The organism is Terriglobia bacterium (assembly GCA_036496425.1).
GTDB lineage: Bacteria > Acidobacteriota > Terriglobia > 20CM-2-55-15 > 20CM-2-55-15 > 20CM-2-55-15.
Genome location: DASXLG010000357.1, coordinates 1 through 22,643, shown reverse-complemented (window position 1 = coordinate 22,643; position 22,643 = coordinate 1). Strand labels below are relative to the sequence as shown.

Sequence of the window (22,643 nt, the reverse complement as noted above, 5' to 3'; positions counted from 1 at the left end):
AATTTATAAAGATGTTATTCGGAAACGACGAGGATCTCCAGCTTCAGCCGAAGCGGACGAAGACCGTGTTGATCTCGTTAGGGATCCACCTCGCCCTCATCGTATTCCTTATTTTCAATCCGGATTTATTGACCTCGCCGCCGAAGCGGATCATCAAGGTCATGGGGCAGGATTATGATCTCAGCAAGGAAGAGCTGACGGAACTCGTCGAGCCTCCGAAGCCCGCGCCTCCGGATAAGCCGCTTGTTCAGCCGCCGGCGCCAAAGCCGGCGCCTCAACCGGAACAGCAGCAAACCCCGCCCCCGCAACCGCAGCCGCAAGCGGCGCCGCCTCCTCCACCGCCGCCGCCTCCTCCGCCAAAACCGCAGCCTCCGCCGCCGGTGATCGGACCGGATGACGTGATCAAGGAAGGAGCGCGGCCGGACGCGCCGCCGAACCGTTCGTCGCGAGGAAATACCACGGAGCAGGCCCGCAACGGCTCGCAGGATCAGCAGCCGAAGCCCGAACAGCAGGCGAAACCGGGGCAGCAGGCCCAGATCGAGAAACAGCTTCCGCCGATTGCGCTGAATAGGAATCCCAACGTACTGCAGGCGCCGGGCGGCAACATTATGGATAGCGCCCGCCGGACGGTGGATCAGCAGATCGAGCAGGAACGCCGCCGCGGCAGCGTGCAGGGGCCGAGGACCGGCACGGCGCAGGGGCAGGAAGATCCTAATTTTTCAACCGAAGAACCGACGATTCTTTCGGATACGCGCGGCTACGATTTCGGGCCGTACATGAATGGGGTCGTCAACCGTGTCCGGAACAACTGGTATGCCTTGATTCCGGAAATCGCGCGGCTCGGGAGGACGGGTAAGGTCGTGATCATTTTCACGATCACCAAGAACGGCAACATCGCGAACCTGCGGCAGGCGGCGAATTCCGGCACGGAAGCGCTCGACCGCGCCGCCTACGGTTCGATCACGGCCTCCAATCCATTCTCGCAGCTACCCGCCGGATTCGACGGCGATCATCTCGACCTTCAGTTCACGTTCTTGTATAACATTAGATAATGCGCGCGTTGGTTTTGTCAGCCTTGCTCCTGATGATCTCCGGAGCGCAGGCGCAAAATGAACCCACGATCCGGATCGGACTTACACAAAGCGCGGCGGCCGTGAGCCTGCGCGCTGCCACTCCTTTCTCAATTCAACAAAACAGATCGCGGACGGCAAAGTTCACCATGACTCTGGCGCTGGACCCGGCGGCGGTTGGGGCGATCACTAAAGCCGACCTTCAATATCGAATCCTGGTCGAACTGGACGGCGGAAAACTCATCGTGCTGGCGAGGAACGAGAGGGTTCGCATCAGTGTTCCGGGGGACGTGCCGATCGAATTCGAGAATCGAACCTATCGCGGATCTGTCGAAGTCTTCGGCAATGCCCGAAACACGTTCACCGTTGTGAATGAGTTGCCGATCGAGCAGTACCTGATGGGCGTCGTCCCGAACGAACTGAGTCCGATCACGTTCGGACAGATCGAAGCGTTGAAGGCACAGGCGGTCGCGGCGCGTACCTATGCGATTCGAAATCTGGGCCAGTACAAGAACGAAGGGTTCGACATCTGCGCAACCGATGCGTGCCAGGTTTATCAGGGGCAGGGCACGGAGCATCCGTTGTCGGGCCAGGCGGTCATGGAAACGCGGGGCATGATCGCGACGTATCAGGATCAGCCGATCAACGCGATGTACAGTTCGACCTGCGGCGGGCGTACCGAAGACGCCGAAAACATCTTCGGTGAAAAGGTTCCTTATCTGGTTTCGACGGATTGCGAATTCAAGCATCCGGAACCCGTCGCGTTCAAGACATCGCGATTGATCCCGGACTGGAAAGATGCCGTCCTCGGAGTCGCAGGCGTATCCAATTTCACAGAGGCCCGTCATTTCCTCGGATTGCCGGGGCAGGGGGAGCCCGCGTCGGCGGATCTGGCAACACTCGCGGCCTTCATCAGACAGAACTTTTATCCCACGGTACTCACGACATCCGACGTTTCATTCGTGACGGAACAGGGGATACTGCCGCTGGCCGGCGCGATCCCGGAGAAAGAAATCCTGTTCCGGTTGATTGATAAGAAGAGCGCGTTCGAGTGGCAGCAAGGTGTGCTGACGTCGTGGGATGGAACGACGATGAAGCTGCTTGTCGGCAACCAGCCCAAAGAATTCAAGCTGAGCGGAGATGCGCCGATCTACCAGCGTGTCGGTGACGAGCGGCTGCCGCTGCGTGAGGGTTCCTGGATCGGCGGCGAGCTGATCGACTTCCGCGCAGCGGGAGACACGATCCAAATGCTGCAATATCGCATCAATTTTGCGAATCCGGCGGCGGACCGGTATTCGCGGCTGGCGTTGTGGCAGGTCCACAAGACGCGCCAGGAGCTGGATACCGCTTTCAAGCCTTTGAACATCGGCGGCATTCAGGATATGCGCGTTATTGCCCGCGGTCCTTCCGAACGGCCGCTGCAGACGGAAATCATCGGAGCCAATGGGCGGAGCACGGTCCGCGCGTTGCGCATCCGCACGCTGCTCGGTCTGAGAGACAGTCTGTTCTCCTATGACATCGAGCGCAATGCTCAGGGAGACGTTCTCGGCATGATGTTTTATGGCCGCGGCTGGGGGCATGGCGTCGGCATGTGCCAGATCGGTGCGTACGGAATGGCGCTGCAAGGCGCGACGTACGAACAGATCCTGAAGAAGTATTACAAAGGCATCGAGCTGAAGAGGCTTTGGTAGAAGGCCGCAGATGACGCAGATGGGCCCATCTGCGTCATCCGCGTCATCTGCGGCCCGAACTGCTTTATGCACCCAATCATCGCGATAGTCGGTCCCACCGCCAGCGGCAAGTCTGAGCTGGCGCTCTATCTGGCCGGGCAGTTTCACGGTGAAATCGTCAACTACGACTCGGTTCAGATCTTCCGTCATCTGAATATCGGTACGGCGAAACCCACGCCTGAAGAGAGACAACGCGTTCCCCATCACATGATCGATGTGCGTGAGCCTTCGGAGGTGTTCACGGCTGGCGATTACCAGCGCGAAGCGCGGCAGATTCTCGAAGAGATCCGGGAGCGTGGAAATCTGCCGATTCTGGCCGGCGGCACCGGGCTGTATCTGCGGGCATTGACCGAAGGTCTGTTCGACGGACCGGGACGTTCGCTGTACTGGAGAAACCGTCTGGAGATGCTCGCGGAGCGGAAGGGCCGTGCCTGCCTGCATCGTCTGTTGAAGCGGCTGGATCCGGCGGCGGCGGCCCGCATCGGGGAGCGCGACAAGCCGAAAGTCATACGGGCGCTCGAGGTCCGGCTGGAGACCGGACGACCGTTATCCGATCATCTGGCGGATAACCCGCGGCAGCCGCTGAAGGACTTTCAGGTGCACTTTATTGGACTCAATCCTGCACGCGATGAACTGTACCGGCGGATCGACCTGCGTGTTTGCCGCATGTTTGAAACCGGATTGGCGGAGGAAGTACGCCAGTTGCTGGCGAGCGGCATTCCACCGAGCGCCAAACCGTTCGAGGCCATCGGCTACCGTCATGTCATTGCGGATCTCGATTCCTGTATCCCCGGAGACGACACGATTCGTATAATCCAGCGTGACACCCGACGCTATGCAAAACGTCAAATGACCTGGTTCCGTAAACAGTCCGATGTCTGTTGGTTTGATGGGCCCGGAGACATTGAGGAAATAAAAAACAGGGTTCGTCAGTATGTCGAAAAGCTCGTAAATTTTTAGGGAGTTCCTAATGGAAAACAAGACGCCTTCCCAGAATATTCAAGATGTTTACTTGAACACCGTCCGCCGCGATAAAGCCCCGGTTACGATTTTTCTGATCAGCGGCGTAAAATTGATAGGAAAGATCAAGGGTTTCGACAAGTATTCCGTGATCCTGGAAGCCAACAACCAGGAGCAATTGATCTTCAAGCATGCGATCTCGACGGTCACTACGGCCAAGATGGCGTCGGCTCCGCCGCCACCACCACAACCGCTGCCGCAGTCGGCCGCCACAACGACTGAACGCTCGTCTTTGTAACCGGTAGTTAATGGAAAATGCAATCCTCGTAGGCAGCTACGCTCTTGATGAACTGCGTGAGCTGGCGGTGTCGGCCGGCGCACGCATCATCGATGAAGTGGTGCAGCGCCGTGATCGTCCGGATCCCGCCACCTATATCGGAAAAGGGAAAGTCGAAGAGATTCGGGAAGAAGTCCTGGTCGAAGGTGTCGATGTGGTCATCTTCGACCAGGAGCTCTCGCCCAGCCAGGCCAGAAATCTGGAGGAAGCTCTGGATACGAAGGTCGTGGACAGGACCGGCCTGATCCTGGACATCTTCGGCCGCCGGGCTCGGACCAAGGAGGGCAAGCTTCAGGTGGAGCTGGCGCAGCTCGAATACCGGTTGACGCGATTGGCCGGTCACCGGGAGTACCTGTCGCGTCTGGGCGGCGGCATCGGGACGCGCGGTCCCGGCGAAACGAAACTGGAAATGGATCGCCGCCAGATCCGGCACCGGATCGGCACGCTCAAACGGGACATCGAGCAGTTGCGCAAGCATCGCCAGTTGCATCGCGACAAACGCAGGCGGGATCAGCTGCCGCTGGTCTCGCTCGTTGGCTATACCAACGCCGGCAAATCGACGTTGTTTGGCGCGCTCTCAAAGGAAGAAACACTGGTTTCGAAGCGCCTTTTCTCGACGCTGGATACGCTGATTCGAAGGATTCAGCTGGGAAAGAATTTTCCGATTCTGATTTCCGATACTGTCGGTTTTATCCGCAGGCTTCCCCATCAGCTTGTTTCGGCATTTCGCGCCACCCTGGAAGAAGTCGTCGAAGCCGATCTGATTCTGCATGTCATCGATGTGTCGGACCCCGATCGGGAGGAGAAGCGGCAGGTTGTGTTGGATGTTCTGAAGGAAATCGGCGCCGGCGATCATCCGATTCTCACGGTTTACAACAAGAGTGATTTGCTGGATGGTGTTGCGCCGGAGGATGGAACCCTGGTTTCTGCAGCGACGGGCCAGAGCTTGCCCGCGCTGGTCGAAGAGATTGTGAATCACGTGACTCCTGTTCGCGTATGACCGGCCTTCTAATCGCGCTCGTTCTACAGTCGTCACTGCTGCTTCCGCCCCGGACGGCGCTGGAGAATCCTGCGGCGGTTTCGCAAATACCGCCAAAGCTTGCGAAAGACTACGCGTCGTTGTGGGCACGGTTTGTCGCAGGGAAGGAAGATGCAAAGCTCGAGAAGGATCTCGATAAGCTCCTGAAGAAACAGAAAACATTCGACCCGGCGCTCCTCCTTCAAGGCTACATCCGCCTGTATGCACACGATGAGGCCGCCGCGAGTCAGAAGTTCATGCAGGCGGTAGCGATCAATCCAAAGAACAGGATTGCGGTTTACTATCTCGCCGAGATCGCTAACGCGCATGATGACTATGTGGCTGCCGCTACCTATTATGCGCAGCTGATGGCATTGGATCCGAGTCATCCGGAGATTGAAACGAAACGGCAGAAGGCGGTTCTCCTGTCGGTGGACGGGATGCTGCACTCCGGAGCACGCGCCGAAGGGGAGAACCGGCTGGCGGATGCGGAGAAGGCATATCGGCAGGCGCTGACGATCCTTCCGAATGAGGCATCCCTTCACCTGCGCCTGGCGGACCTTCTGACGCGCGAGAATAAGCCGGCCGAAGCGGAGAGCGAGAAGAAGATGGCGGAGGCGCTGATCCCTCACGTCGCCGCAGCGGCGGCGCCTGCTGCGGATTCGCCGGGAGCGAACAATGCCGACACGCTGGATGATCTCGGCCGGTGGGGCGGGGAGATCAACCGGTTTCACGAAATCCAGAGCGCAGAATCGATCACGCGGGAACAGCTGGCGGCGCTGCTCATTCACTATTTTCCCCAGTTGATGGAATTGCGTCAGACCTCACAGATCGTGACGGACACGCAGAATTCCTGGGCTGCCAGTGAGATTCAAACGGTCGTCGGTCTCGGCCTGATCGATCCGTTGCCGAATCACACTTTCGCACCTTCGATGCCGGTGACGCGGGGAGACCTCGCGGTGACTCTCGCTCGTCTGATCCGCCTGCTGGGCGTGTCTCAGCCTGCCGCGCAGCCAATAGCGGCGCCGGATCTGGATCCTGCGAATGCCCTCTATCCGGAAGCCCAGCTGGTCGTGGCTTCCGGAGTGATGACTCTCCAGGATTCAGGCAGCTTCAACGTTAGCGGCGTGGTGCCGGGCAGAGAGGCCGTCAAATCTACGGAGCGCCTTTTCCACATTTTTCAACAGGCCCCGCACTGACCGGAAACGGTGCAAAGTGCTATAAGGCATCGGTTTTATCAGGGTTTAGGTGGTCCGCCCGGCCTGATTTCCACAGAGTTATCCACACATCGCTGTGGAATCCAATTGCCACGCCGCTAAAACTGTTTCAGCCATGATTTCGCTTCGCGATATTGCACGAACTGTTTTTCTTCGGCGCGGAATTCCGGCGTATGGACGATCAGGCGCGACTTATGGGTCTGGGAATGGTGCTTCACGTGGAGCATTTCGTGATACATGACGTATTCACATGCATAGTTTGGAACCTCCGCGGCGTCGAAGACGCGGCTGATGAAGATGGTGTTGTGTGTGGCGTCGAAGCGGCCGAGGATGTAGCGTGATTTTTTTGCGGACCAGGAAAGGCGCGGCTTCGGAATCGCGCCGCGGAAATATTGCGCATTCAGGCGATCGAACACAGTTTCCAGATCGAGGAACCGTCCGCGGGAGCCGCGGACGCGAGTCTCGCGGCACCTGCTGTTCCGGGCATCCCGGGCGCGCGCCTGAATGTCGTCGCCGAGGATGAAATTGCGGTAGGTCCGATGGTGCGCATGGTCGATCTTCTTGCGATAAAGCTTGGATAAGAGAATCAGCGCGAGCGAGTGATAGACGTCCGCAGGCGCCTCTGTGAAAAGATCGCTGACGCGGATTCGCAGGCGGTTCTCGTGCAGCCGGGCAGTGTGGTTCAATCCGGCGAACGGGAAGAATTCGATCGTGATTTCCGGTACTGCGGTTCGAGGCCGGAGCTGCCGGTGCGCGGCAGCAAAGATCTCTTCCACGGTCACGGCTTCCGCTTCTTCTCCGTTTTTGGAACGACCTTCAATGCCGCCTGAGCGTCGGTTTGCGCCTGATTGGCCTTATCCAGCGCATCCTGGAGCGCGCTCCGCTCGCCGGCATTTTTCGCTATGTACTTCTGGAGCAGCGGAATGGTGTCGCGAGTGAATTTAAAGAGATCCTCTACCGGGTCGCGGACATCCTGTTTGCGGGCGTAGGCGTCGTCGATGTTGGTCATCGTTTCATCCAGCGCCTCGATGTATCCGCGCAGCAGTTCGGCCGACGTGAAATCCTGCAGATAGGACGTATCGCTGATCGGGGCTTTATCCGCATTGGCGCGCGAATCGTAGGTGGGCTTCTTCTTGTCGTTCTGTACGCGTTTTTCTTTTTCCTTTTTTTCCGCTTCGATCTGCTCCTGGCTCTTCGCCATGATGCCGAGGAATACCAGCCTCCGTTCGGCCAGCTTCAGGTAAGTCGGAATGCGGACGTTCAGGTCCTGTGCATCCCGGATCAGATCCAGTTCGTCCTCGGTGAAATACTCGTTCTTCGGAGCCGCGAAGGTGGAGGCGGCAAAGAAGGCGGCAATAAACAGAGAAACGCTAACCTTTATGGGAAGGCGCATTTTGTTCTCCGAACAGAGCTTTCAACAGATCGTCTCGAATGTCGGAGGCCTGTTGCCGTGCTCTATCGACGGGTTCCCGTTGATCGAACGTCAATCCTTCGCCGAGGTCTTTCAGCGTCCGGATCTGGTGCCTTAAAGTGATTTCAAGCTCCTTGAAACCTTTCGGCTTTTTGCGGGCGTCTCTGCCTGCGTTCATCAGCGACTGGTGCGCGTCTTCGATCGCATCCGTGTATTCTCCGAGCCGCTTGTGGAGTACTTCAGGCTCGCCGGAGCGTACGGCGTCACTGGCAAGGTTCAGCAGGATTTCGGAGATGGTTATATCGCTTTTGGTGCGATCGACGGGATCCGTAAGTGTTTTGAGGCGGGCTCGTTCGCGATCGAGGCGCTCGATCCGCTTGTCGACTTGTCCTTGAAGCGATGCAATTCGAATAGCGCAGGAGGTTGCCGTCAAAAGGAGCGGGATGAGCAGCAGCCGCTGGATGTTACGCATGAGAGTTTGGTCCAGCTCACCTCTTTAAACGGCGCTCAAGCGTTCTGGCGCGTTCGCGCGCCTGAAAAGATCTCGCATCGTTTGAGCCGTCGTCGAGTTGCAAAAATTTATTATATTGCACGAGCGCTTCCTTTTCGTTTCCTAATTTGTCCAGGCATGTTGCCAGAACAAAATAGCCGACGGCCTCGCGCGGCTTCAGTTGTGTGACGCGTGTCATCGCCTGGGCCGCGCGAACCCAGTCCTGCTGGGCGTAGAAGATTGCTCCCATGGTCGCGTACGCCTCGACGGCGTCAGGTTTGATCTGCAGCACCTGCTGAAGGATCGGCAGCGCCTGCGTGTACGCTTTAAGCTCTTCGTAAGACTTGCCGAGCATGTAGAGAAAATCGGTATCTTTGGGATCGCCGTTGACGGCCTGCTCGAGGTGCGGAATCGCAGCGGCGTAGTTTTTCTCGTCGAAGAACGAAATGCCCAACTGGCGCTGGATATTCGTATTGCCGGGATCGAGGGCCGCCGCTTTGGTGAGGTACTCCCGCGACTTGACTTCGTCGTTGCGCGAATGTTCCGCCTCGCTAAGAAGAATATAAAGATCTGGTGTCGCAACTCCCTTCTGTAAGGCCGCAATGAGATGGGGGTACGCTTTTTTGTCCTCATCGCCCCGCATATAGAACATGCCGAGATTCAGCTCCGCTTGAGCATCGTCCGGGCGGAGGGCGAGCGCTTTCTCGAATTGTTCGCCGGCCTCGGCCCGCTTGCCGGTCTGGTCGAGAAGCAGGCCGAGATTGATGCGCGCTTCGTAGATCGTTCCGTCCTGATCGAGCAGCTGCTTGTAGGCGCCGATTGCTTCTTCGGTTTTGCCCAGCTTGGTCCTGCAAACGGCCAGGTTGAACTGCGAAGGGATATGCTTCGCGTCTTCTTTGAGGACCTGCTCGTACTTGGCGGCGGCGTCGGCCCAGCGGCCGGCGGCGAAGTCGGCATTCGCCGTGGTGTAGATGTCCTGAGCGGACTGGAACAGAGCGAGGATCAGTACCAGTGCTGCCATGGACTTCTCATCCCAGCGTCTTCTTCAGGTATTCGCCTGTGACCGACGCCGGGTTGGCGGCGATCTGTTCAGGTGTTCCCGTGGCGACAACATATCCGCCGGCGTCGCCGCCTTCGGGACCGAGGTCGATGACCCAGTCGGCCGATTTGATGACGTCCAGATTGTGTTCGATGATCAGCACGGAACCTCCGGCGTCGATCAGACGCCGGAACGCGGCAAGCAGCTTGTTGATGTCGTCAAAGTGCAGGCCGGTGGTCGGCTCGTCGAAAATAAATAACGTCTTTTCGCTCGTTTCACGCGCGAGATAGGACGCGAGCTTGATACGCTGGGCCTCGCCGCCGGACAGCGTCGTGGCCGATTGGCCCAGCCGCAGGTAGCCGAGCCCGACCTCTTCCAGGACTTTCAGCTTCTTCGTGACTTTCGGGACGTTGGCAAAGAACATCAGCGCTTCGCGAACCGTCATGTGAAGGACCTGGTAGATGTTCTTGCCCTTATACAAAACTTCGAGGACTCCGCTTTTGTAGCGCGTGCCCTTGCACTCTTCGCAAACCAGTTCGACGTCTGCGAGGAACTGCATTTCCACCGTGACGGTTCCATCGCCCTGACACACTTCGCACCGGCCGCCGGGAATATTGAAAGAGAAACTGCCGGAGTTGTATCCGCGGGCCTGCGCTTCACGCGTCGAGGCGAACACGTCGCGTATGTGATCGAAGGCTTTGATGTATGTCACGGGATTGGACCGGGGTGTCCGGCCGATCGGGCTCTGATCCACCAGGACGACGTCGGTGATCCATTTCGTGCCCGTCTCGATGACGCCCGCTGCGATCCCGGGATCGGTGTTTTGCAGAGCGGCTTTAAGCGCTTCGAAGAGACAATCATGCACGAGCGTGGATTTTCCCGAGCCGGAAACGCCGCTGATGCAGGTCATCATCGCAAGCGGAATCTCGATGTCGACGTTCTTCAGGTTGTGCCTGGCCGCGTTCCGCAGCTTCAGCATCTTCGGTCCGGCAGTGCGGCGTTTTTTCGGAACGGCGACTTTCAGCTCGCCGATCAGGTACTTGCCGGTGAGAGAGCTGGTGCAGTTTTTCATGCCTTCGAGCGTGCCGGCATACACGAGCTGGCCGCCGTGTTCGCCGGCGCCGGGCCCGAGATCGAGAATGTGATCGGCGGCCTTCATCATCTCGGCATCGTGTTCCACGACGAGGACCGTGTTTCCGATATCGCGGAGTCTCTTCAATATTTCGATCAGCCGCTGGCCGTCGCGCGGATGCAGCCCGATGGACGGTTCGTCGAGTACGTAGAGAGCTCCGACAAGCGAGGAACCGAGCGAAGTCGCCAGCTGAATGCGCTGCGCTTCGCCGCCGGACAGCGTCGAAGAGAGCCGGTCCAGCGTCAGATACTGCAAGCCGACATCGTTCAGAAATCGCAGGCGCGACTGGATCTCGAGCAGAATACGCGCGGCGATCTGAGCTTGCGCCTCGGTCAGTTGCAGATGTGAAAAGAATTCGTAACCCTGCTGAATTGTCATCCGGCAGACATCCGCGATGTTTTTGCCATCGATGAAGATGTCGCGGGCTTCCTGGCGCAGCCGGGAGCCGTTGCATTCGGGGCAGACCGTGTATCCCCGGTAACGACTCAGAAACACACGCACGTGCAGCTTGTATTTCTTCGTCTCGAGGTAGTCGAAGAAGTCGCGGATGGCGCTCAGCACATAAGCGCGGTCGTCTGCGGACAGACTGCGATATGCAGTGTCCATGCGCAGCCCGCGCAGCCGTGCCTTTTTCTTGAAGTCGTTGAGGTATACCCGGTAGCGCGGTTTCGTCCACGGCTCGATGGCGCCCTCGTTGAGCGACTTGCCCTTGTCGGGGATAACCAGGTCGAGATCGAGATCGATGGTGTTACCGAACCCCTGGCATCGCGGGCAGGCGCCGAATGGATTGTTGAACGAGAACAGCTTCGGCTCCGGGTCCTCGTATCGGATGCCGCATTTCTTGCATTCAAAGGATTCGCTGAAGCGGAATTGCTTTTCATGCGGCGCCGATCCATTGCCCGTCGGCCATTCGAGCACTTCGAGAATCACTTCGCCGTTGTTTTCGCGGAAACAGATTTCGACGGAGTCGATCAGCCGTTGCCGGATGTCCGGCGCGGCTTTGAGTCGGTCGACCAGCACGTAAGCCGGTTTCGAGAAATCGACGTCGAGCAGCGATTCCGGCCGCGAATAATCGAACACCTGGCCGTTTTGATAGATCCGGCTGAAGCCGCGGCGCTTCAGGTCGGTCAGCTGCGAAGCGAGTTGTTCCTGGGTCTGATCCTTACGCAGCGGATACAGGACGTAGAAGCGGGTGTCGAGCGGCCACTGCATGACCACATCGGCGATCTGGTCGACGGTGTCCTTCTGGACCACGGAGCCGCATTTGCGGCAGATGGTGATGCCGACTCGGGCAAAGAGGAGGCGAAGATAGTCGTAGACCTCGGTCGAGGTGCCGACGGTCGATCGCGGCGTGCGGGCGGTATTTCGCTGGCGGATCGCGATAGCCGGGGCAATCCCGTGGACTTCGTCGATTTCAGGCTTCTCGATCCGCTCCAGGAACTGGCGGGCGTAAGCCGAAAGCGATTCGATATATCGCCGCTGGCCTTCGGCGTAGATGGTATCGAATGCGAGCGAGGATTTGCCCGATCCACTCACGCCTGTAACGATCGTCAGCGCGCCGTGAGGAATTTCGAAGTCGATATTCTTGAGGTTGTGAACCCGCACACCTCGAACAACAATGCTGTCGTTCCCTGTGGGGGTCGCCGCTATGGCCATAAACCAGCCATTATACAACGGCGTGGATTCAGGATTCAGGTTCCAGTCAAGTCTTTCAGGTTGTTCGGCGTGATCGTGATTTGACGGACCAGCCCGCTTTTTCCTAGTGGTTTCAGAGGTTTGTCGTTTACCTTGAGGCTCAGTCCGCCGGCATTTCCGACCGAAATGGTGATGGAGTTTTGAGCACTGAACGTCCGTGTCATGCCCGAGCCGAGAATTTCACTTGGATCGACGACGCGCCCGTCGACGACCACTTTGATCCACGTTTGATCGTGCGCGTCCACTTCCAAAGTTAGTGCAGCCGGCGCCGTCGGAGCTGCAGCCGTTGCTGGAACCGGACTGGGCCGCTGAGGAGCGGGTTCCGGCGCAGCCGCGGTTGTTTGCGGTCCAGTGTCAGGTGGGGGAGGCGTCGACGGGGTCTCCACCTCCGGAGCCGGCGCAGCAGGAACCGGATTCGGTGTTGCCGCAGGCTGTGAAGGTGCCGTGACTGCGGGGGGTGTGCTCGCTGTTTGCGCTGTATGGATTGATTCTCTCGTCACAACATAGAAAACCGCGATGACAACAAGAAGCGCCCCGATAGCGATCGAATACAGGTGCCGGTCCTTCTTCCCGGCGGCTGGGCGTTCCGGTTCGGTCATCAGTTCCGGCGGCCGCACTTCGGCCAGACGTTCGTAATCCGCTACGGCCTGATCCGGATCGATTCCAATTTTTTCGGCATAGGCGCGCACAAATCCGCGGTTAAAAATTCCACCCGGTAACAAATGGAATTCTTCATTCTCGATGGCTCTCAAGAAACGCGTGCTGATACGCGTTTCGGACGCGATCTGATCGAGCGAAATGCCCTTGGACTCCCGAGCCTGCTTGAAACTTGCACCAAAATTGGTCATGTTGACCTGCAAGACTCCGTTTTCCTGCGACTTGCGGAGAATCATATGGAAACGACTTTATCCGGTCAATTGCTTTTGTGTTGGGTTTCTGCTACGTTTCGGCCGCCTACGATTTAAATTATGTCGAATGAAGCTTTGGGGATGATTGAAACACGCGGGTTTATCGGAGCGGCGGAGGCTGCCGACGCGATGGTGAAAACCGCGAATGTGGAGCTGATCGGCAAGGAATATCTGCTGAATGGATACGTCGCCGTATTGGTCCGTGGCGACGTCGGCTCCGTCAAAGCGGCGACGGAAGCTGGTTCCCTGGCCGCCCGTCGTGTGGGAGAATTGATTTCGGTTCACATTATTCCACGGCCCTTCGACGAGACCGAAAAGCTCTTAAGACATTGGACAAAGACTTAGAATCCGTTCAGGAAGCCCGAACCCTGCTTCAGATCGCGCACGAGGCCTGGCTGCAGTTCGAAAGTTATTCGGAAGAGCAGGTCGAGCGCATTCTGCTCGAAATTTCCAGAACCGGCATCGCCAACGCGGAGCCGCTGGCCAGACTGGCCGTCGAAGAGACCGGATACGGCACGGTCGAGCATAAAACACTGAAAAACCTGTTCTGTGCGGATGATGTTTACCGTGCGATCCGCCCGATGAAGACCGTCGGAATCGTAAACGACGATAAAGACAAGAAAGTCTTCGAAGTGGCCAGCCCGATCGGTGTCATTGCCGCGATTATTCCGTCGACGAATCCTACATCGACGACCATCTACAAAGCGCTGATCGCGCTCAAAGGCCGCAACGCGATCGTCTTCAGCCCGCATCCGTCCGCTGCGCGCTGCATCAACGAGACAGCGCGCCTCATTGCGGATGCCGCCCAGCGGGCCGGCGCGCCGAAGGGCGTCATCTGCTGCATGAAAGCGTCGACCATGGAAGGCACGCAGGAATTGATGAAGCATCCGCTCAGCGCCTTGATTCTTGCGACCGGCGGCACCGGCCTGGTGCGCGCCGCATACAGCGCAGGCAAGCCCGCATTCGGCGTCGGTCCGGGCAATGTTCCCACGTACATCGAGAAAACCGCCGATGTTGCGAAGGCCGTGCGCGATATCCTTACCGGAAAGTGCTTCGACAACGGCACGCTGTGCTCATCCGAGCAATCCATTGTGTGCGATGAAGCGGTGAAGGACAGCGCGCTCGAGGAATTGAAGAAGCAGGGGGCGCACCTCTGCAGCGCCCAGGAAAAAACACAGCTCGAGCGCACGATCCAGACGCCGCGCCGGACACTGAATACGAAAATCGTCGGAAAATCCGCCGCGAAGATTGCCGAAATGGCCGGCTTCTCCGTTCCTTCCGGGACGCGCGCGCTGGTGGCGCACGCGGACGGCGTCGGTCCCGAGTATCCGATTTCGATGGAAAAGCTCTCCCCGACGCTCGCTTTCTACGTGGTCAAGGACTGGCGCGAAGGCTGCGCGAAATGCATCGAGATCCTGAATTTCGGCGGGCTGGGACACACGCTGAGTCTGCATACCAAGGATGACGCTGTGGTTCGCGAGTTCGGTCTTCGCAAGCCCGCGTTCCGGATCTGCGTGAATACCCCGGCTGCCCTGGGCGCCGTCGGGTATACGACGAATCTGTTTCCAGCGATGACGCTCGGATGCGGCGCAGCCGGCGGAAATATCACGTCGGACAACATCTCGCCGCTGCATCTGATCAACTTGAAGCGTGTTGCTTACGGCGTGCGTGACGTCGCAGCACCGGCACCAGGAATGGCCACTGCGGCAGCAGCCGCCACACCAACGACGCGCGCCGCGATCGAGCAGGTCGTCGACCAGTGGCTCGGCGGTAAAGTCTCGAAAGCACCTGTCAAGAGCGCGCCGCTCCCTACGCCCCATGCGCCGCCTGCTCCTTTGGCTGCCGCAGCCGCGGCTCCCCCGTTGTCCTCGTTTCAACAGCTTGAGCCCGCAAAAGCCAGGCCCGAGAAGGTCGAAAAGAAAGAAGCGAAGCCGGTCGGGTTTGTCTGTGAAGACGATGTCCGCACGGCCATTCTCGCCAACGCCAAGATCCCGATCGGCAAAAAGACCATCATCACACCCTCCGCCCGGGATCTGGGCGAATCCAGCGACGTATTTGTCATATCCGACTAACGTTGCGCCCTACAGCTGCGTGCCGCTGGGGCCAATATCCGGCCCTCCGGAATCGTCCTGGCTCCAATACCGTTCAATCCCAGAACTTACCGTCCAGTTGCAAAACTTGACGCAACATTTTGCAAATGTACCGTTCAATTCCAGAACTCACCGATCAATTCCAAAACTTGACGCTGCATTTTGCAAATGTGGTGTTCGATTCCAGAACTTACCGATCAATTCCAAAACTTGACGCTGCATTTTGCAAATGTACCGTTCAATTCCAGAACTTAACGATCAATTCCAAAACTTGACGCTACATTTTGCAAATGTACTGTTCGATTCCAGAATTTAACGATCAATTCCAAAACTTGACGCTGCATTTGCAAATGTACCGTCCAATTCCGGAACTTGACGTTCAATTCCAGAACTTAGCGCTACATTTCGCAAATGTACTGTCCAATTTTCAGAGCTTAACGTTCAATTCCGAAATTCAAGGCCCAACGCTTGGAATTTAGCGTTTCATTCGTGAATGAGGACAAACAGGGGGATCTCTATTTACATACAGCGAATAAGTCATGGGATCGCACGACTCTTTCGCGTCACGTTTAAACCATCAGCGCCACAGTTTCGGCCAAATCGGTCTGTCCGGCTTATTTATCAATTGAACCCGAAAGCCATCGGCGGCGTCTAGCTCAATGAAGACAGCGATTTGATGCGATGTACGAGCACGTGAAACCGATCGCCGGCGTTCTCCTCGATATGGGGGAAGAACCTTAAGCGGGAATTCGAAACTCGGATTGCGGAGACCGGCACGCTGGTGTTTCGTGTGGCTTTTGCAGTGTTGAGGAACCGCGAGGATGCGGAAGACGCGCACTGCGCGGGATACCGCTGCGGAACTGACGGCAGGCAGGGCGATATCTCCCGTGCAGAGTGTCCTCGAGCGTGAAAGGGCTGCAGTCATTGCTTGCGGGCCGATTCAAATTGGCGGTCCATTTCGAGCGTCGGGAAACTCAAGTGCTTGCTCTCGTCCTGGACAAGCCAGGAAAGCCAGGCCCCAAGTTATATGCTCATCCTGAGGATGTTCCCTGCGACGTTGCAAAAGTTTCCAGTGATGTGTTTTTGCCCTACTGCAATACCGTCCAGGCTGTAGACAGGCCCAATAACTCGATATTGATGAGCGGCCGAAATCTGACGATGCTTGAGGTGGCAAAGAACCTCACCCCGCTCACGGGATATTTTGAGCATCCCCTAGTGGACCAAACGGGACTGGACGGACGCTTCGATTTTTCGCTGCAATGGACTCGGGGATCCAACAACTCTGTGCCGCTTGATCCTCAGGGAACAACAATCGAGGAGGCTCTGCGAGAACAACTTGGATTAAAACTGAAGCCTACGAAGGTATCGATGGACACCCTCGTCATCGACCACATCGAGAGGCTAACGGAGAATTGACCATGCGCATAAGTCGCTAAGCCGCCTTCGCGGTCGCTGTTTTACCGGCAATTTCGATCGCACTCATGTCTTGAGGAGGTTGGCGTGGATCTCAGCTTGCGTATCGCCAGCGGTGACGAGTTGGCGGAGTTTTGCAGAGTCCGGGTTTTAATACGATTTTCAGCGCGACGAACGAAACAAGAAGTATCGTGATCGTTACCAGTTGATTGGTCGATCACTCGGTGGGAGGAAATTGAGGATCATCTTTCAGCGCAAGCGGGACAACGTCATTCGCATCATTACAGGATGGCCATTGTGAAAAGAGCAAACAGGTTGAACCGCCGCAACCGGCGCAAGGTCGATGAAATTGATCGGCTGGTCACGATACAGGCCGACGACAAGTCGGCATGGGAAAAGCCGCTGACGATTCGCCGGCCCAAGTCAAAATCTCTTTTGCTTCCAGCCCGGTTAGCCGCCCGGGCCGGCTTCTTTGCCAGACTCCACGGCGAAACTCGACTGGAGAAGTGGGTCGAGCAAATTGTCAAAGAACGTGTCGAGATCGAAGAAGCCGCTTTCTCCGCAGCAAAGAAATCACTAGCCTCTTAGAGGTGCCTTTCGCTCAATTTGGCAACCTTTTTCCTGCACCGGCAATGCAAGCCGCGAACGCTGCCGCAAAGCAACGATTACTTCAACAATTCGATAAATTCGCCTACGGAGATGCCGGCCTGTCGGAGGATGCTTTTTAGAGTTCCCGCGGGCAAATCCTTATTGTGAATTGGGATTGTGATTTTGCGAGTGGGATCGGTTTGATGAAAAAGACGAGCATGGCTGCCCGTATGATGGTCTATAAAGAATCCGTAGCGTTCAAGCGCCCGAAGGCATTCTTTCGCTTTGACAGTTGGCAGGGCTGGCGACATTCAGTGGAGACTTAGACCGTAACCGCAATGCGCTCTTGAGAGGGCTCCGCATCGGCCGGAATGGTTTCGCCATTCTTTAAGGCGCTTTCCAGGTAACAGCGGATTGCTTCCTCCGCAGCTGCGCGCGCCTCTTTCATCGTCTCTCCAAAGGTGCAAATCTCCGGAATGGCCGGCACGATCACATTGAAACCACCTTCCTGCGGTTCAAACAGAACGGTGTATTGATACCTATTCAAACTCCCTCCCTCTATTGATGCGGTATGGACGGCATTGTGATCCATTCATTTCTGACGTCAGATTAGCAATCAGGCTACCGGCCGTCAATTGGACCGGCTTTTTCCTGCACCGGCGCGCAGTCTCTCCGAAACCTCATAGGCCTCTCGCAGCCAGTCCGTGATTGGCGCTTCCACTTCGTCGCGATGGACGAGTCGAACCATGTGCCCGTACTTCACCTTCGACGTCGCCACGACGTTCCGAATGCGCTTGTCCTTCAGCTTCCTTCCCAGAAAGAACCAGATTTCCAGGAATGCCTTCTTCGGCCGTACGAAGAAGTAGCAGCTCGTGCGTGAGAACATGATCGAACGGTGGGACGCGTAGATTCGCTGTTCGCCGAATTCCGAGGCCGTCTCCCGCAAACGCTCCCAGGCGTCCATCAGATCCTCGGAAAGACCCCGCGTCAGGTCTCTTTCTGTCGTTGTCCAGCAGTCGTGCTTCGCGCCTTCGGCGACTTCTTCCTTGCAGTGATAACAGGTTCTGGTTTTCGCCACGCTCAATCGCGGTAAGGATAGCCGGATGGCTAACTGACTAATTCGGCCTTTCGCCAAGCAGTTTGAAAATGCGATCCATACCGGCGCGCACTTCTTGAATCAGCTCCCGTTGGCTTTCTCGCAATTCCCCTTGCAATTCCTCGTGACGCTTTCGCGCGTCGCGGTCCTCCGCTTCGGCACGTTCCAGGCGGGCGTCGGCGCGATCGAGGGGCCTGGACTGGATCTCGGCCAGCTGCGTCATTTGCGCCATAAGACCAGAATCACAACAGGCAGCGGCAGGGCTGGCGCCAAGTCCCGATCAGGACTTTCCCCTTCGCGGCTTCTTTGCATCCTTGCTGCGCAGATTCTGCCACGCGAGCGTGAGGGCACGACCCAGAGCATCTTCATCGACGGATGCCAGGTCGACCTTTGTGCATCCCATACGCCCCCAGGCCCCATTTTCAGGCGAGAACGCTAGCGGATTCTCGCGGACGAATTCCTGTTGCTGCTGCGCTGTCAGCTTGACCATTCCCGACTGATGGTCGTGCTTCAGCGTCGCGAAGATCTTTCCTTTTACTCGAAAGTCGGGGTGGTTCATGTGAGACCCCTCGAGCGTATCTGTCAGACTGAGAGCAATCCGTCGGAAGTCCTGAGGTTTCATATATCGTAGGGGTCGGCAATATACACGATTCGCTCTTTTCATCCTAATATAAACGGACAGCAAAGGAGCATAGCGATGCAGTTTGGTGTCTTCACGAGCTTGATGGGGACGACGTGGCCTGAGGTGCTGGCTCTCTGGAAGCAGTCCGAGTCGGCCGGTTGGGACATTGCGTGCGTGACGGATCACTTCATGCCGGCAACCCGCGCACGCGAAGGCACAGTGCTCGAGTCCTGGAGTACGTTGTCCGCGCTTGCGGCCCTGGTGCCCCGGATCCGTGTTGGAACGATCGTTCTTGGAAATACGTACCGCCCTCCTGCCGTCGTCGCGAAGATGGCGGCGCAGGTCGATATTATCTCCAACGGACGGCTTCTGCTCGGTCTTGGCGCCGGATGGCAGGAGAACGAACACGAAGCGTATGGCATTCCTTTCTACACCACTCGTGAACGGCTCGAGCGTCTGGACGAGGCCTGCCAGGTAATCCTGTCGCTATGGACGCAGACCCGGAGCAATTTCGAGGGCCGGTATTACCGGTTGTCCGATGCGCCCATGGATCCGAAACCGGTGCAAAAGCCGCATCCGGAGCTGATGATCGGCGGCGGAGGCGAGCGTGTCACGCTTCGGATCGTTGCCAGACATGCGGATCACTGGAATGTGTGGGCAGGGCCGAAAGTTCTTGCACGGAAGACAGCAGTTCTTGAAGAACACTGTGCGAAAGCCGGCCGCGACAGCAGGACGATTGCGCGCTCGGTCAATATGGCACTGCTGATCACATCCAAAAAAACAGACATCGATCGTCTGGCCGAAAGCATTACGAAGCGCCTGGGCAGTCATGCTGCCGACGCGCAGGATGTCTGCCTCGCCGGTACGCCCGATCAGATTCGCGACAAGCTGCATGAACTCGAAGCTGCGGGCGCGAACACGGTCTTCATACCGACGATGTTCAGGCCGCTGGACGAACTTCGACGCGATATGGATCAGTTCATTGGGGAGATTGCGCCGGCATTCCGGCGAGGTTAGATCCCATTGCCCCAATTTCCCCATAACTGTTCTGACAATTGCTCTTTCGAGTAGTCGCTATCGGTCAGGGGCGAGGTGAAGAATGGGGCAATGATCAGTGGTTAATGGGAATCGCTTATTCGAGGTTTGTTATCAGATAAAAACGCATAATGGGGACGTTTCCGTCCCCATTATGGTTGTTAGAGGCGGCGAAGTCTGAAATCGCCTTTGGTACTGCCACAGGTCCAGGTGCCGACCATGGAGCGGTTGCCGGCGACGGGGTTTTCGAGATGTCCGTCGAAGACGAAATGATCCATCCCGCCCGCCTTGTTCTTGGCGTCCACTTCGAAGTGAACCATGAACTGCGAAGGAGTTGGCGGCGTTCCCGCCTGGCCGTTCTGGCCACGCTGTCCGGCCGCGCCGACTTTGACATCCATCCGCGCGGTTTTGATCGGAACCGCTTTCGGGCCTGGATTGACGGTCCCGCTGATATTGGTTCCGTCCCATTTCATCATGACAGTCAGGTCATTCCGGTGGCCGGCACTCATGCCGAAATCACCGTACCAGGTACCGGACAGAGGATAACCCTCCTGCGCGACGGCCGTGACGGCCGCCGCAGCAACGAGTGCAACGATAAACGCTAGTCTTACAAGTTTCATCCGCATACCACCTTCTACGGAACAAAGAATTTTGTGTTGTCGATCTCTGTCTGGCTGCCCAGCATCAACTCAGGGCCGTGATTGTTTTCCTGACAGATGTACTCGTACATGTCCTTACCGGCCGCCCACCGCAAATTGAATGTGGTGGTCGTCCACGGAGCCGTGTAGGCGCCTGGATCATTGATTGTTGCCTGATACTGCATCGTATCCTTGTTGGCGCGCGTGAAACGCTCCGTGAATACCAACTGGGATGTGTGAGGCGTACCACGGGTATCCAGCCAGAATTTTTCGTTCAGGCCGGTGGTTTCGACAACCAGGGTGTCGCCTTCCCAGTGGCCGATCGAATCGCCGTAGTTGGATGGAACGAGATTCTTCGGGTGTGTCGTGCGGTCCATATAGATGATGCGGTAAGAGTTCGGGCCGCCCATGTCGAGAATGTACATGCGTTTGAGATCCCTCTCCATGTCGACGAACTCTGTTCCATAAGGCGTGGAGAACTGCCTCGATAGCCCGGACGCCTTGCACCGTGTATGCGGTTCAAACTGGTCGATCTGCCGCTGCTCATACTCCGCTTTTGCCCACGGTTGGAACGGGATCTTATCCACAGTCATTGGGGCACTGCCCAATGTGGTGACACCGGCGCCCCAGCGGCCGGGTTTCTCTCCTGGTATCGAACCGATCCACGGCTTGCCGTCGGGCCGCCGCGGCGTGGGTGCTGAAGGCGCTGCGTTTGCTGATCCGCGACCTCGTCCACCGCCGCGGCCGCTTCCGCTTCCGTTACCGCGGCCCTGACCCTGACCGCCGCCTTGAGCGTAACCGGTCGTCATCAACGCAAATGCTGCAAAAATAACCGCGAACACGTAATTCATTGATCGGATTCTCACTTTGGAACCCTCCATTCGATTTGAATTTAATAAACTCATGGCCGATTGTCCTGGCAGAGGAAGTACGGAATTTCCTGACCCGGTATCCATTCTAATGTCCAGCTGGCTGTCCATTGACGCGTGTACGTCGCTGGATCGTCAATTGTGACCTCATACTTCAAGGTCTTCATATCCGTGCGCGTGAACTTCTCGATCAAGTGAAGCGTGTCGGTGTGAGGCAAGCCGCCGTTGTCCATCCAGAATTTCTCGTTGAAGCCCTTGACATCGACGACGAGCGTATCTCCTTCCCAGTGCCCGACAGAGCGGCCGTAAAAGAGCGGATCGTCCGCGTCGCCGTCAATCTGCCCGACCTGTTCCCGTCCGTCCGTCCAGATGGCGCGCCGGTTGCGATTGCCCGTGCCCACGAGGACGATGATTCTATGGAAGTCCGGATCTTCGACCAACTGGAATCCGGGGCCCATTTCATACTGCCGCGGGCCCGCCGCGGGCTTACAGAACTGAAAAACCGGATCATCTTTCAGGAAATTGCGCTGCCTTAATTCATACAGGTCCAAAGCCCATTTCTGGAAGGGCGCGACCTTGCGGGCATCGTTGATGTTCTTGAGGAGCCCATAGGGATCCATCTGAACACTGACGCCGTTCTCGACCATCGCCGTCTTGCTGGGATTCGACCAGTAGCCGGTCTCACCGGGGGCCGGTCCCAACCGCGGATGCCCGTCCGGCCAGCGCGGTACAGGCCCGGACGCGACCTTTTTCGGAGGAAGCGTGCCATTCGTACCCGAATAGACCTTTTTCCCACTCGCCGTGGTTACGCTGTTACCGGATATCTGCTTGCTTCCGTCTCTGGCGGTGTAGCCCTGAACTGTGACCGAATCGCCAGGCATGAGACTGGTTTCAGTCCATCCGTTCTGGGTGAGAACGATCGCGCCATCAACTTCCACCGCCCACAAAACCGGCCGCGGCGTGCCGGGTACTTTCATCAAAATGTGAACTTCAGGATTCGCCCAGTCGATTTGCGTCACCGTGCCTTTTAACGTCAGCGGTTTTGTTAAATCGAATTTTGCCCCGACGGTGTGCTGCGAGAACGCAACCGCTGCCGAAAACAAGACGGCGATACCTATAACTGATACGAAGCGGGTATGCCTCATCAAAATCCTTCCTCCTAAACCTTGTGTGCGCGCATCATATCCCCAAGAGCCGCACGAGTTCAATGGATACTGCCATTTCAGAGGAGCCTAAAAATAAATAAGGGGCGTGTCCCGGATTCAGGCGAATCCGGGCCACGCCC

Annotated in this window: 25 protein-coding genes; 11 read left to right on the top strand and 14 right to left on the bottom strand. The window is 57.3% G+C overall.

All coding sequences use genetic code 11. From position 1 onward, the window contains the following. Positions 1 to 11 precede the first annotated feature (11 nt). From VGK48_26330 to VGK48_26305, 6 genes are all read left to right on the top strand, one after another. Complete coding sequence (locus VGK48_26330; protein ID HEY2384709.1) at positions 12 to 1,052, top strand: TonB family protein; 1,041 nt, start codon at positions 12 to 14, stop codon at positions 1,050 to 1,052. Beyond that, positions 1,052 to 2,761, top strand: coding sequence for a SpoIID/LytB domain-containing protein (locus VGK48_26325; GenBank protein ID HEY2384708.1), 1,710 nt, complete (start codon positions 1,052 to 1,054; stop codon positions 2,759 to 2,761). Before VGK48_26330 ends, VGK48_26325 begins: the two co-directional genes overlap by 1 nt. Before the next feature lie 66 nt (positions 2,762 to 2,827). Further along, positions 2,828 to 3,760: a tRNA (adenosine(37)-N6)-dimethylallyltransferase MiaA gene (gene miaA / locus VGK48_26320; GenBank protein ID HEY2384707.1), complete on the top strand. Its 933-nt coding sequence runs from the start codon at positions 2,828 to 2,830 to the stop codon at positions 3,758 to 3,760. A gap of 10 nt (positions 3,761 to 3,770) precedes the next feature. Beyond that, complete coding sequence (gene hfq, locus VGK48_26315; GenBank protein ID HEY2384706.1) at positions 3,771 to 4,058, top strand: RNA chaperone Hfq; 288 nt, start codon at positions 3,771 to 3,773, stop codon at positions 4,056 to 4,058. 10 nt (positions 4,059 to 4,068) lie between these two features. After that, positions 4,069 to 5,097 (top strand): GTPase HflX, encoded by a 1,029-nt coding sequence (hflX, locus tag VGK48_26310; GenBank protein ID HEY2384705.1) that lies wholly within the window; start codon positions 4,069 to 4,071, stop codon positions 5,095 to 5,097. Beyond that, complete coding sequence (locus VGK48_26305) at positions 5,094 to 6,314, top strand: S-layer homology domain-containing protein (GenBank protein HEY2384704.1); 1,221 nt, start codon at positions 5,094 to 5,096, stop codon at positions 6,312 to 6,314. The genes hflX and VGK48_26305 overlap by 4 nt, the downstream gene beginning before the upstream one ends. 116 nt (positions 6,315 to 6,430) lie before the next feature. Here the strand turns inward: VGK48_26305 and VGK48_26300 are convergent, their stop codons facing one another. From VGK48_26300 to VGK48_26275, 6 genes are read right to left on the bottom strand one after another with little or no spacing between them, the layout of a single operon-like run. Further along, complete coding sequence (locus VGK48_26300) at positions 6,431 to 7,108, bottom strand: M48 family peptidase (GenBank protein HEY2384703.1); 678 nt, start codon at positions 7,106 to 7,108, stop codon at positions 6,431 to 6,433. A 2-nt stretch (positions 7,109 to 7,110) separates the two neighbouring features. Further along, entirely contained in the window at positions 7,111 to 7,725 is a 615-nt protein-coding gene (locus VGK48_26295) for a hypothetical protein (GenBank protein ID HEY2384702.1), read from the bottom strand. Next, positions 7,703 to 8,215, bottom strand: a complete 513-nt coding sequence (locus VGK48_26290) for a hypothetical protein (GenBank protein ID HEY2384701.1) — start codon at positions 8,213 to 8,215, stop codon at positions 7,703 to 7,705. The genes VGK48_26295 and VGK48_26290 overlap by 23 nt, the downstream gene beginning before the upstream one ends. Positions 8,216 to 8,231: 16 nt before the next feature. Then, positions 8,232 to 9,254 (bottom strand): tetratricopeptide repeat protein, encoded by a 1,023-nt coding sequence (locus VGK48_26285; protein HEY2384700.1) that lies wholly within the window; start codon positions 9,252 to 9,254, stop codon positions 8,232 to 8,234. Positions 9,255 to 9,261: 7 nt separating this feature from the next. Then, positions 9,262 to 12,060, bottom strand: a complete 2,799-nt coding sequence (uvrA, locus tag VGK48_26280; protein ID HEY2384699.1) for an excinuclease ABC subunit UvrA — start codon at positions 12,058 to 12,060, stop codon at positions 9,262 to 9,264. A gap of 35 nt (positions 12,061 to 12,095) precedes the next feature. Next, positions 12,096 to 12,992: a RodZ domain-containing protein gene (locus tag VGK48_26275; GenBank protein HEY2384698.1), complete on the bottom strand. Its 897-nt coding sequence runs from the start codon at positions 12,990 to 12,992 to the stop codon at positions 12,096 to 12,098. Between the two features lie 75 nt (positions 12,993 to 13,067). Here VGK48_26275 and VGK48_26270 point away from each other — a divergent pair, with 75 nt between their 5' ends. From VGK48_26270 to VGK48_26255, 4 genes are all read left to right on the top strand, one after another. Continuing rightward, a complete protein-coding gene (locus VGK48_26270; protein HEY2384697.1) occupies positions 13,068 to 13,352 on the top strand; it encodes a BMC domain-containing protein in 285 nt (94 codons plus the stop codon). Beyond that, positions 13,337 to 15,079, top strand: a complete 1,743-nt coding sequence (locus tag VGK48_26265; GenBank protein ID HEY2384696.1) for an acetaldehyde dehydrogenase (acetylating) — start codon at positions 13,337 to 13,339, stop codon at positions 15,077 to 15,079. Before VGK48_26270 ends, VGK48_26265 begins: the two co-directional genes overlap by 16 nt. Before the next feature lie 924 nt (positions 15,080 to 16,003). After that, positions 16,004 to 16,513, top strand: a complete 510-nt coding sequence (locus VGK48_26260) for a TIGR03435 family protein (GenBank protein ID HEY2384695.1) — start codon at positions 16,004 to 16,006, stop codon at positions 16,511 to 16,513. Positions 16,514 to 16,798: 285 nt separating this feature from the next. Next, positions 16,799 to 17,098, top strand: coding sequence for a hypothetical protein (locus VGK48_26255; GenBank protein HEY2384694.1), 300 nt, complete (start codon positions 16,799 to 16,801; stop codon positions 17,096 to 17,098). Between the two features lie 77 nt (positions 17,099 to 17,175). On the opposite strand, the gene VGK48_26250 is transcribed toward VGK48_26255, so the two are convergent. From VGK48_26250 to VGK48_26230, 5 genes are all read right to left on the bottom strand, one after another. After that, positions 17,176 to 17,409: a type II toxin-antitoxin system HicA family toxin gene (locus tag VGK48_26250; GenBank protein ID HEY2384693.1), complete on the bottom strand. Its 234-nt coding sequence runs from the start codon at positions 17,407 to 17,409 to the stop codon at positions 17,176 to 17,178. A gap of 11 nt (positions 17,410 to 17,420) precedes the next feature. Beyond that, positions 17,421 to 17,645, bottom strand: a complete 225-nt coding sequence (locus tag VGK48_26245; GenBank protein ID HEY2384692.1) for a type II toxin-antitoxin system HicB family antitoxin — start codon at positions 17,643 to 17,645, stop codon at positions 17,421 to 17,423. An 84-nt stretch (positions 17,646 to 17,729) separates the two neighbouring features. Then, complete coding sequence (locus VGK48_26240; GenBank protein ID HEY2384691.1) at positions 17,730 to 18,176, bottom strand: DUF5655 domain-containing protein; 447 nt, start codon at positions 18,174 to 18,176, stop codon at positions 17,730 to 17,732. A 37-nt stretch (positions 18,177 to 18,213) separates the two neighbouring features. After that, entirely contained in the window at positions 18,214 to 18,426 is a 213-nt protein-coding gene (locus VGK48_26235) for a hypothetical protein (GenBank protein HEY2384690.1), read from the bottom strand. A gap of 48 nt (positions 18,427 to 18,474) precedes the next feature. Then, complete coding sequence (locus VGK48_26230; protein ID HEY2384689.1) at positions 18,475 to 18,753, bottom strand: MmcQ/YjbR family DNA-binding protein; 279 nt, start codon at positions 18,751 to 18,753, stop codon at positions 18,475 to 18,477. 138 nt (positions 18,754 to 18,891) lie between these two features. On the opposite strand from VGK48_26230, the gene VGK48_26225 reads away from it, so the two are divergent. Next, positions 18,892 to 19,833 carry a TIGR03560 family F420-dependent LLM class oxidoreductase gene (locus VGK48_26225; protein HEY2384688.1) on the top strand — a complete coding sequence of 314 codons (942 nt, stop codon included), beginning with the start codon at positions 18,892 to 18,894 and terminating at the stop codon, positions 19,831 to 19,833. A gap of 179 nt (positions 19,834 to 20,012) precedes the next feature. Here the strand turns inward: VGK48_26225 and VGK48_26220 are convergent, their stop codons facing one another. From VGK48_26220 to VGK48_26210, 3 genes are read right to left on the bottom strand one after another with little or no spacing between them, the layout of a single operon-like run. Next, entirely contained in the window at positions 20,013 to 20,471 is a 459-nt protein-coding gene (locus tag VGK48_26220) for a hypothetical protein (GenBank protein HEY2384687.1), read from the bottom strand. 14 nt (positions 20,472 to 20,485) lie between these two features. Beyond that, positions 20,486 to 21,355 (bottom strand): hypothetical protein, encoded by an 870-nt coding sequence (locus VGK48_26215; GenBank protein HEY2384686.1) that lies wholly within the window; start codon positions 21,353 to 21,355, stop codon positions 20,486 to 20,488. 35 nt (positions 21,356 to 21,390) lie between these two features. Further along, a complete protein-coding gene (locus VGK48_26210) occupies positions 21,391 to 22,503 on the bottom strand; it encodes a DUF6152 family protein (protein ID HEY2384685.1) in 1,113 nt (370 codons plus the stop codon). Between the last annotated feature and the right edge of the window lie 140 nt (positions 22,504 to 22,643).

Excerpts from the sequence above, each read along its gene's own strand:
- VGK48_26330 (HEY2384709.1), top strand. The coding sequence starts at position 12 with ATGTTATTCGGAAACGACGAGGATCTCCAGCTTCAGCCGAAGCGGACG.
- VGK48_26325 (HEY2384708.1), top strand. The coding sequence starts at position 1,052 with ATGCGCGCGTTGGTTTTGTCAGCCTTGCTCCTGATGATCTCCGGAGCG.
- miaA (HEY2384707.1), top strand. The coding sequence starts at position 2,828 with ATGCACCCAATCATCGCGATAGTCGGTCCCACCGCCAGCGGCAAGTCT.
- hfq (HEY2384706.1), top strand. The coding sequence starts at position 3,771 with ATGGAAAACAAGACGCCTTCCCAGAATATTCAAGATGTTTACTTGAAC.
- hflX (HEY2384705.1), top strand. The coding sequence starts at position 4,069 with ATGGAAAATGCAATCCTCGTAGGCAGCTACGCTCTTGATGAACTGCGT.
- VGK48_26305 (HEY2384704.1), top strand. The coding sequence starts at position 5,094 with ATGACCGGCCTTCTAATCGCGCTCGTTCTACAGTCGTCACTGCTGCTT.
- VGK48_26295 (HEY2384702.1), bottom strand. The coding sequence starts at position 7,725 with ATGCGCCTTCCCATAAAGGTTAGCGTTTCTCTGTTTATTGCCGCCTTC.
- VGK48_26290 (HEY2384701.1), bottom strand. The coding sequence starts at position 8,215 with ATGCGTAACATCCAGCGGCTGCTGCTCATCCCGCTCCTTTTGACGGCA.
- VGK48_26285 (HEY2384700.1), bottom strand. The coding sequence starts at position 9,254 with ATGGCAGCACTGGTACTGATCCTCGCTCTGTTCCAGTCCGCTCAGGAC.
- uvrA (HEY2384699.1), bottom strand. The coding sequence starts at position 12,060 with ATGGCCATAGCGGCGACCCCCACAGGGAACGACAGCATTGTTGTTCGA.
- VGK48_26275 (HEY2384698.1), bottom strand. The coding sequence starts at position 12,992 with ATGATTCTCCGCAAGTCGCAGGAAAACGGAGTCTTGCAGGTCAACATG.
- VGK48_26270 (HEY2384697.1), top strand. The coding sequence starts at position 13,068 with ATGTCGAATGAAGCTTTGGGGATGATTGAAACACGCGGGTTTATCGGA.
- VGK48_26255 (HEY2384694.1), top strand. The coding sequence starts at position 16,799 with ATGGCCATTGTGAAAAGAGCAAACAGGTTGAACCGCCGCAACCGGCGC.
- VGK48_26250 (HEY2384693.1), bottom strand. The coding sequence starts at position 17,409 with ATGTCGCCAGCCCTGCCAACTGTCAAAGCGAAAGAATGCCTTCGGGCG.
- VGK48_26235 (HEY2384690.1), bottom strand. The coding sequence starts at position 18,426 with ATGGCGCAAATGACGCAGCTGGCCGAGATCCAGTCCAGGCCCCTCGAT.
- VGK48_26230 (HEY2384689.1), bottom strand. The coding sequence starts at position 18,753 with ATGAACCACCCCGACTTTCGAGTAAAAGGAAAGATCTTCGCGACGCTG.
- VGK48_26225 (HEY2384688.1), top strand. The coding sequence starts at position 18,892 with ATGCAGTTTGGTGTCTTCACGAGCTTGATGGGGACGACGTGGCCTGAG.
- VGK48_26220 (HEY2384687.1), bottom strand. The coding sequence starts at position 20,471 with ATGAAACTTGTAAGACTAGCGTTTATCGTTGCACTCGTTGCTGCGGCG.
- VGK48_26210 (HEY2384685.1), bottom strand. The coding sequence starts at position 22,503 with ATGAGGCATACCCGCTTCGTATCAGTTATAGGTATCGCCGTCTTGTTT.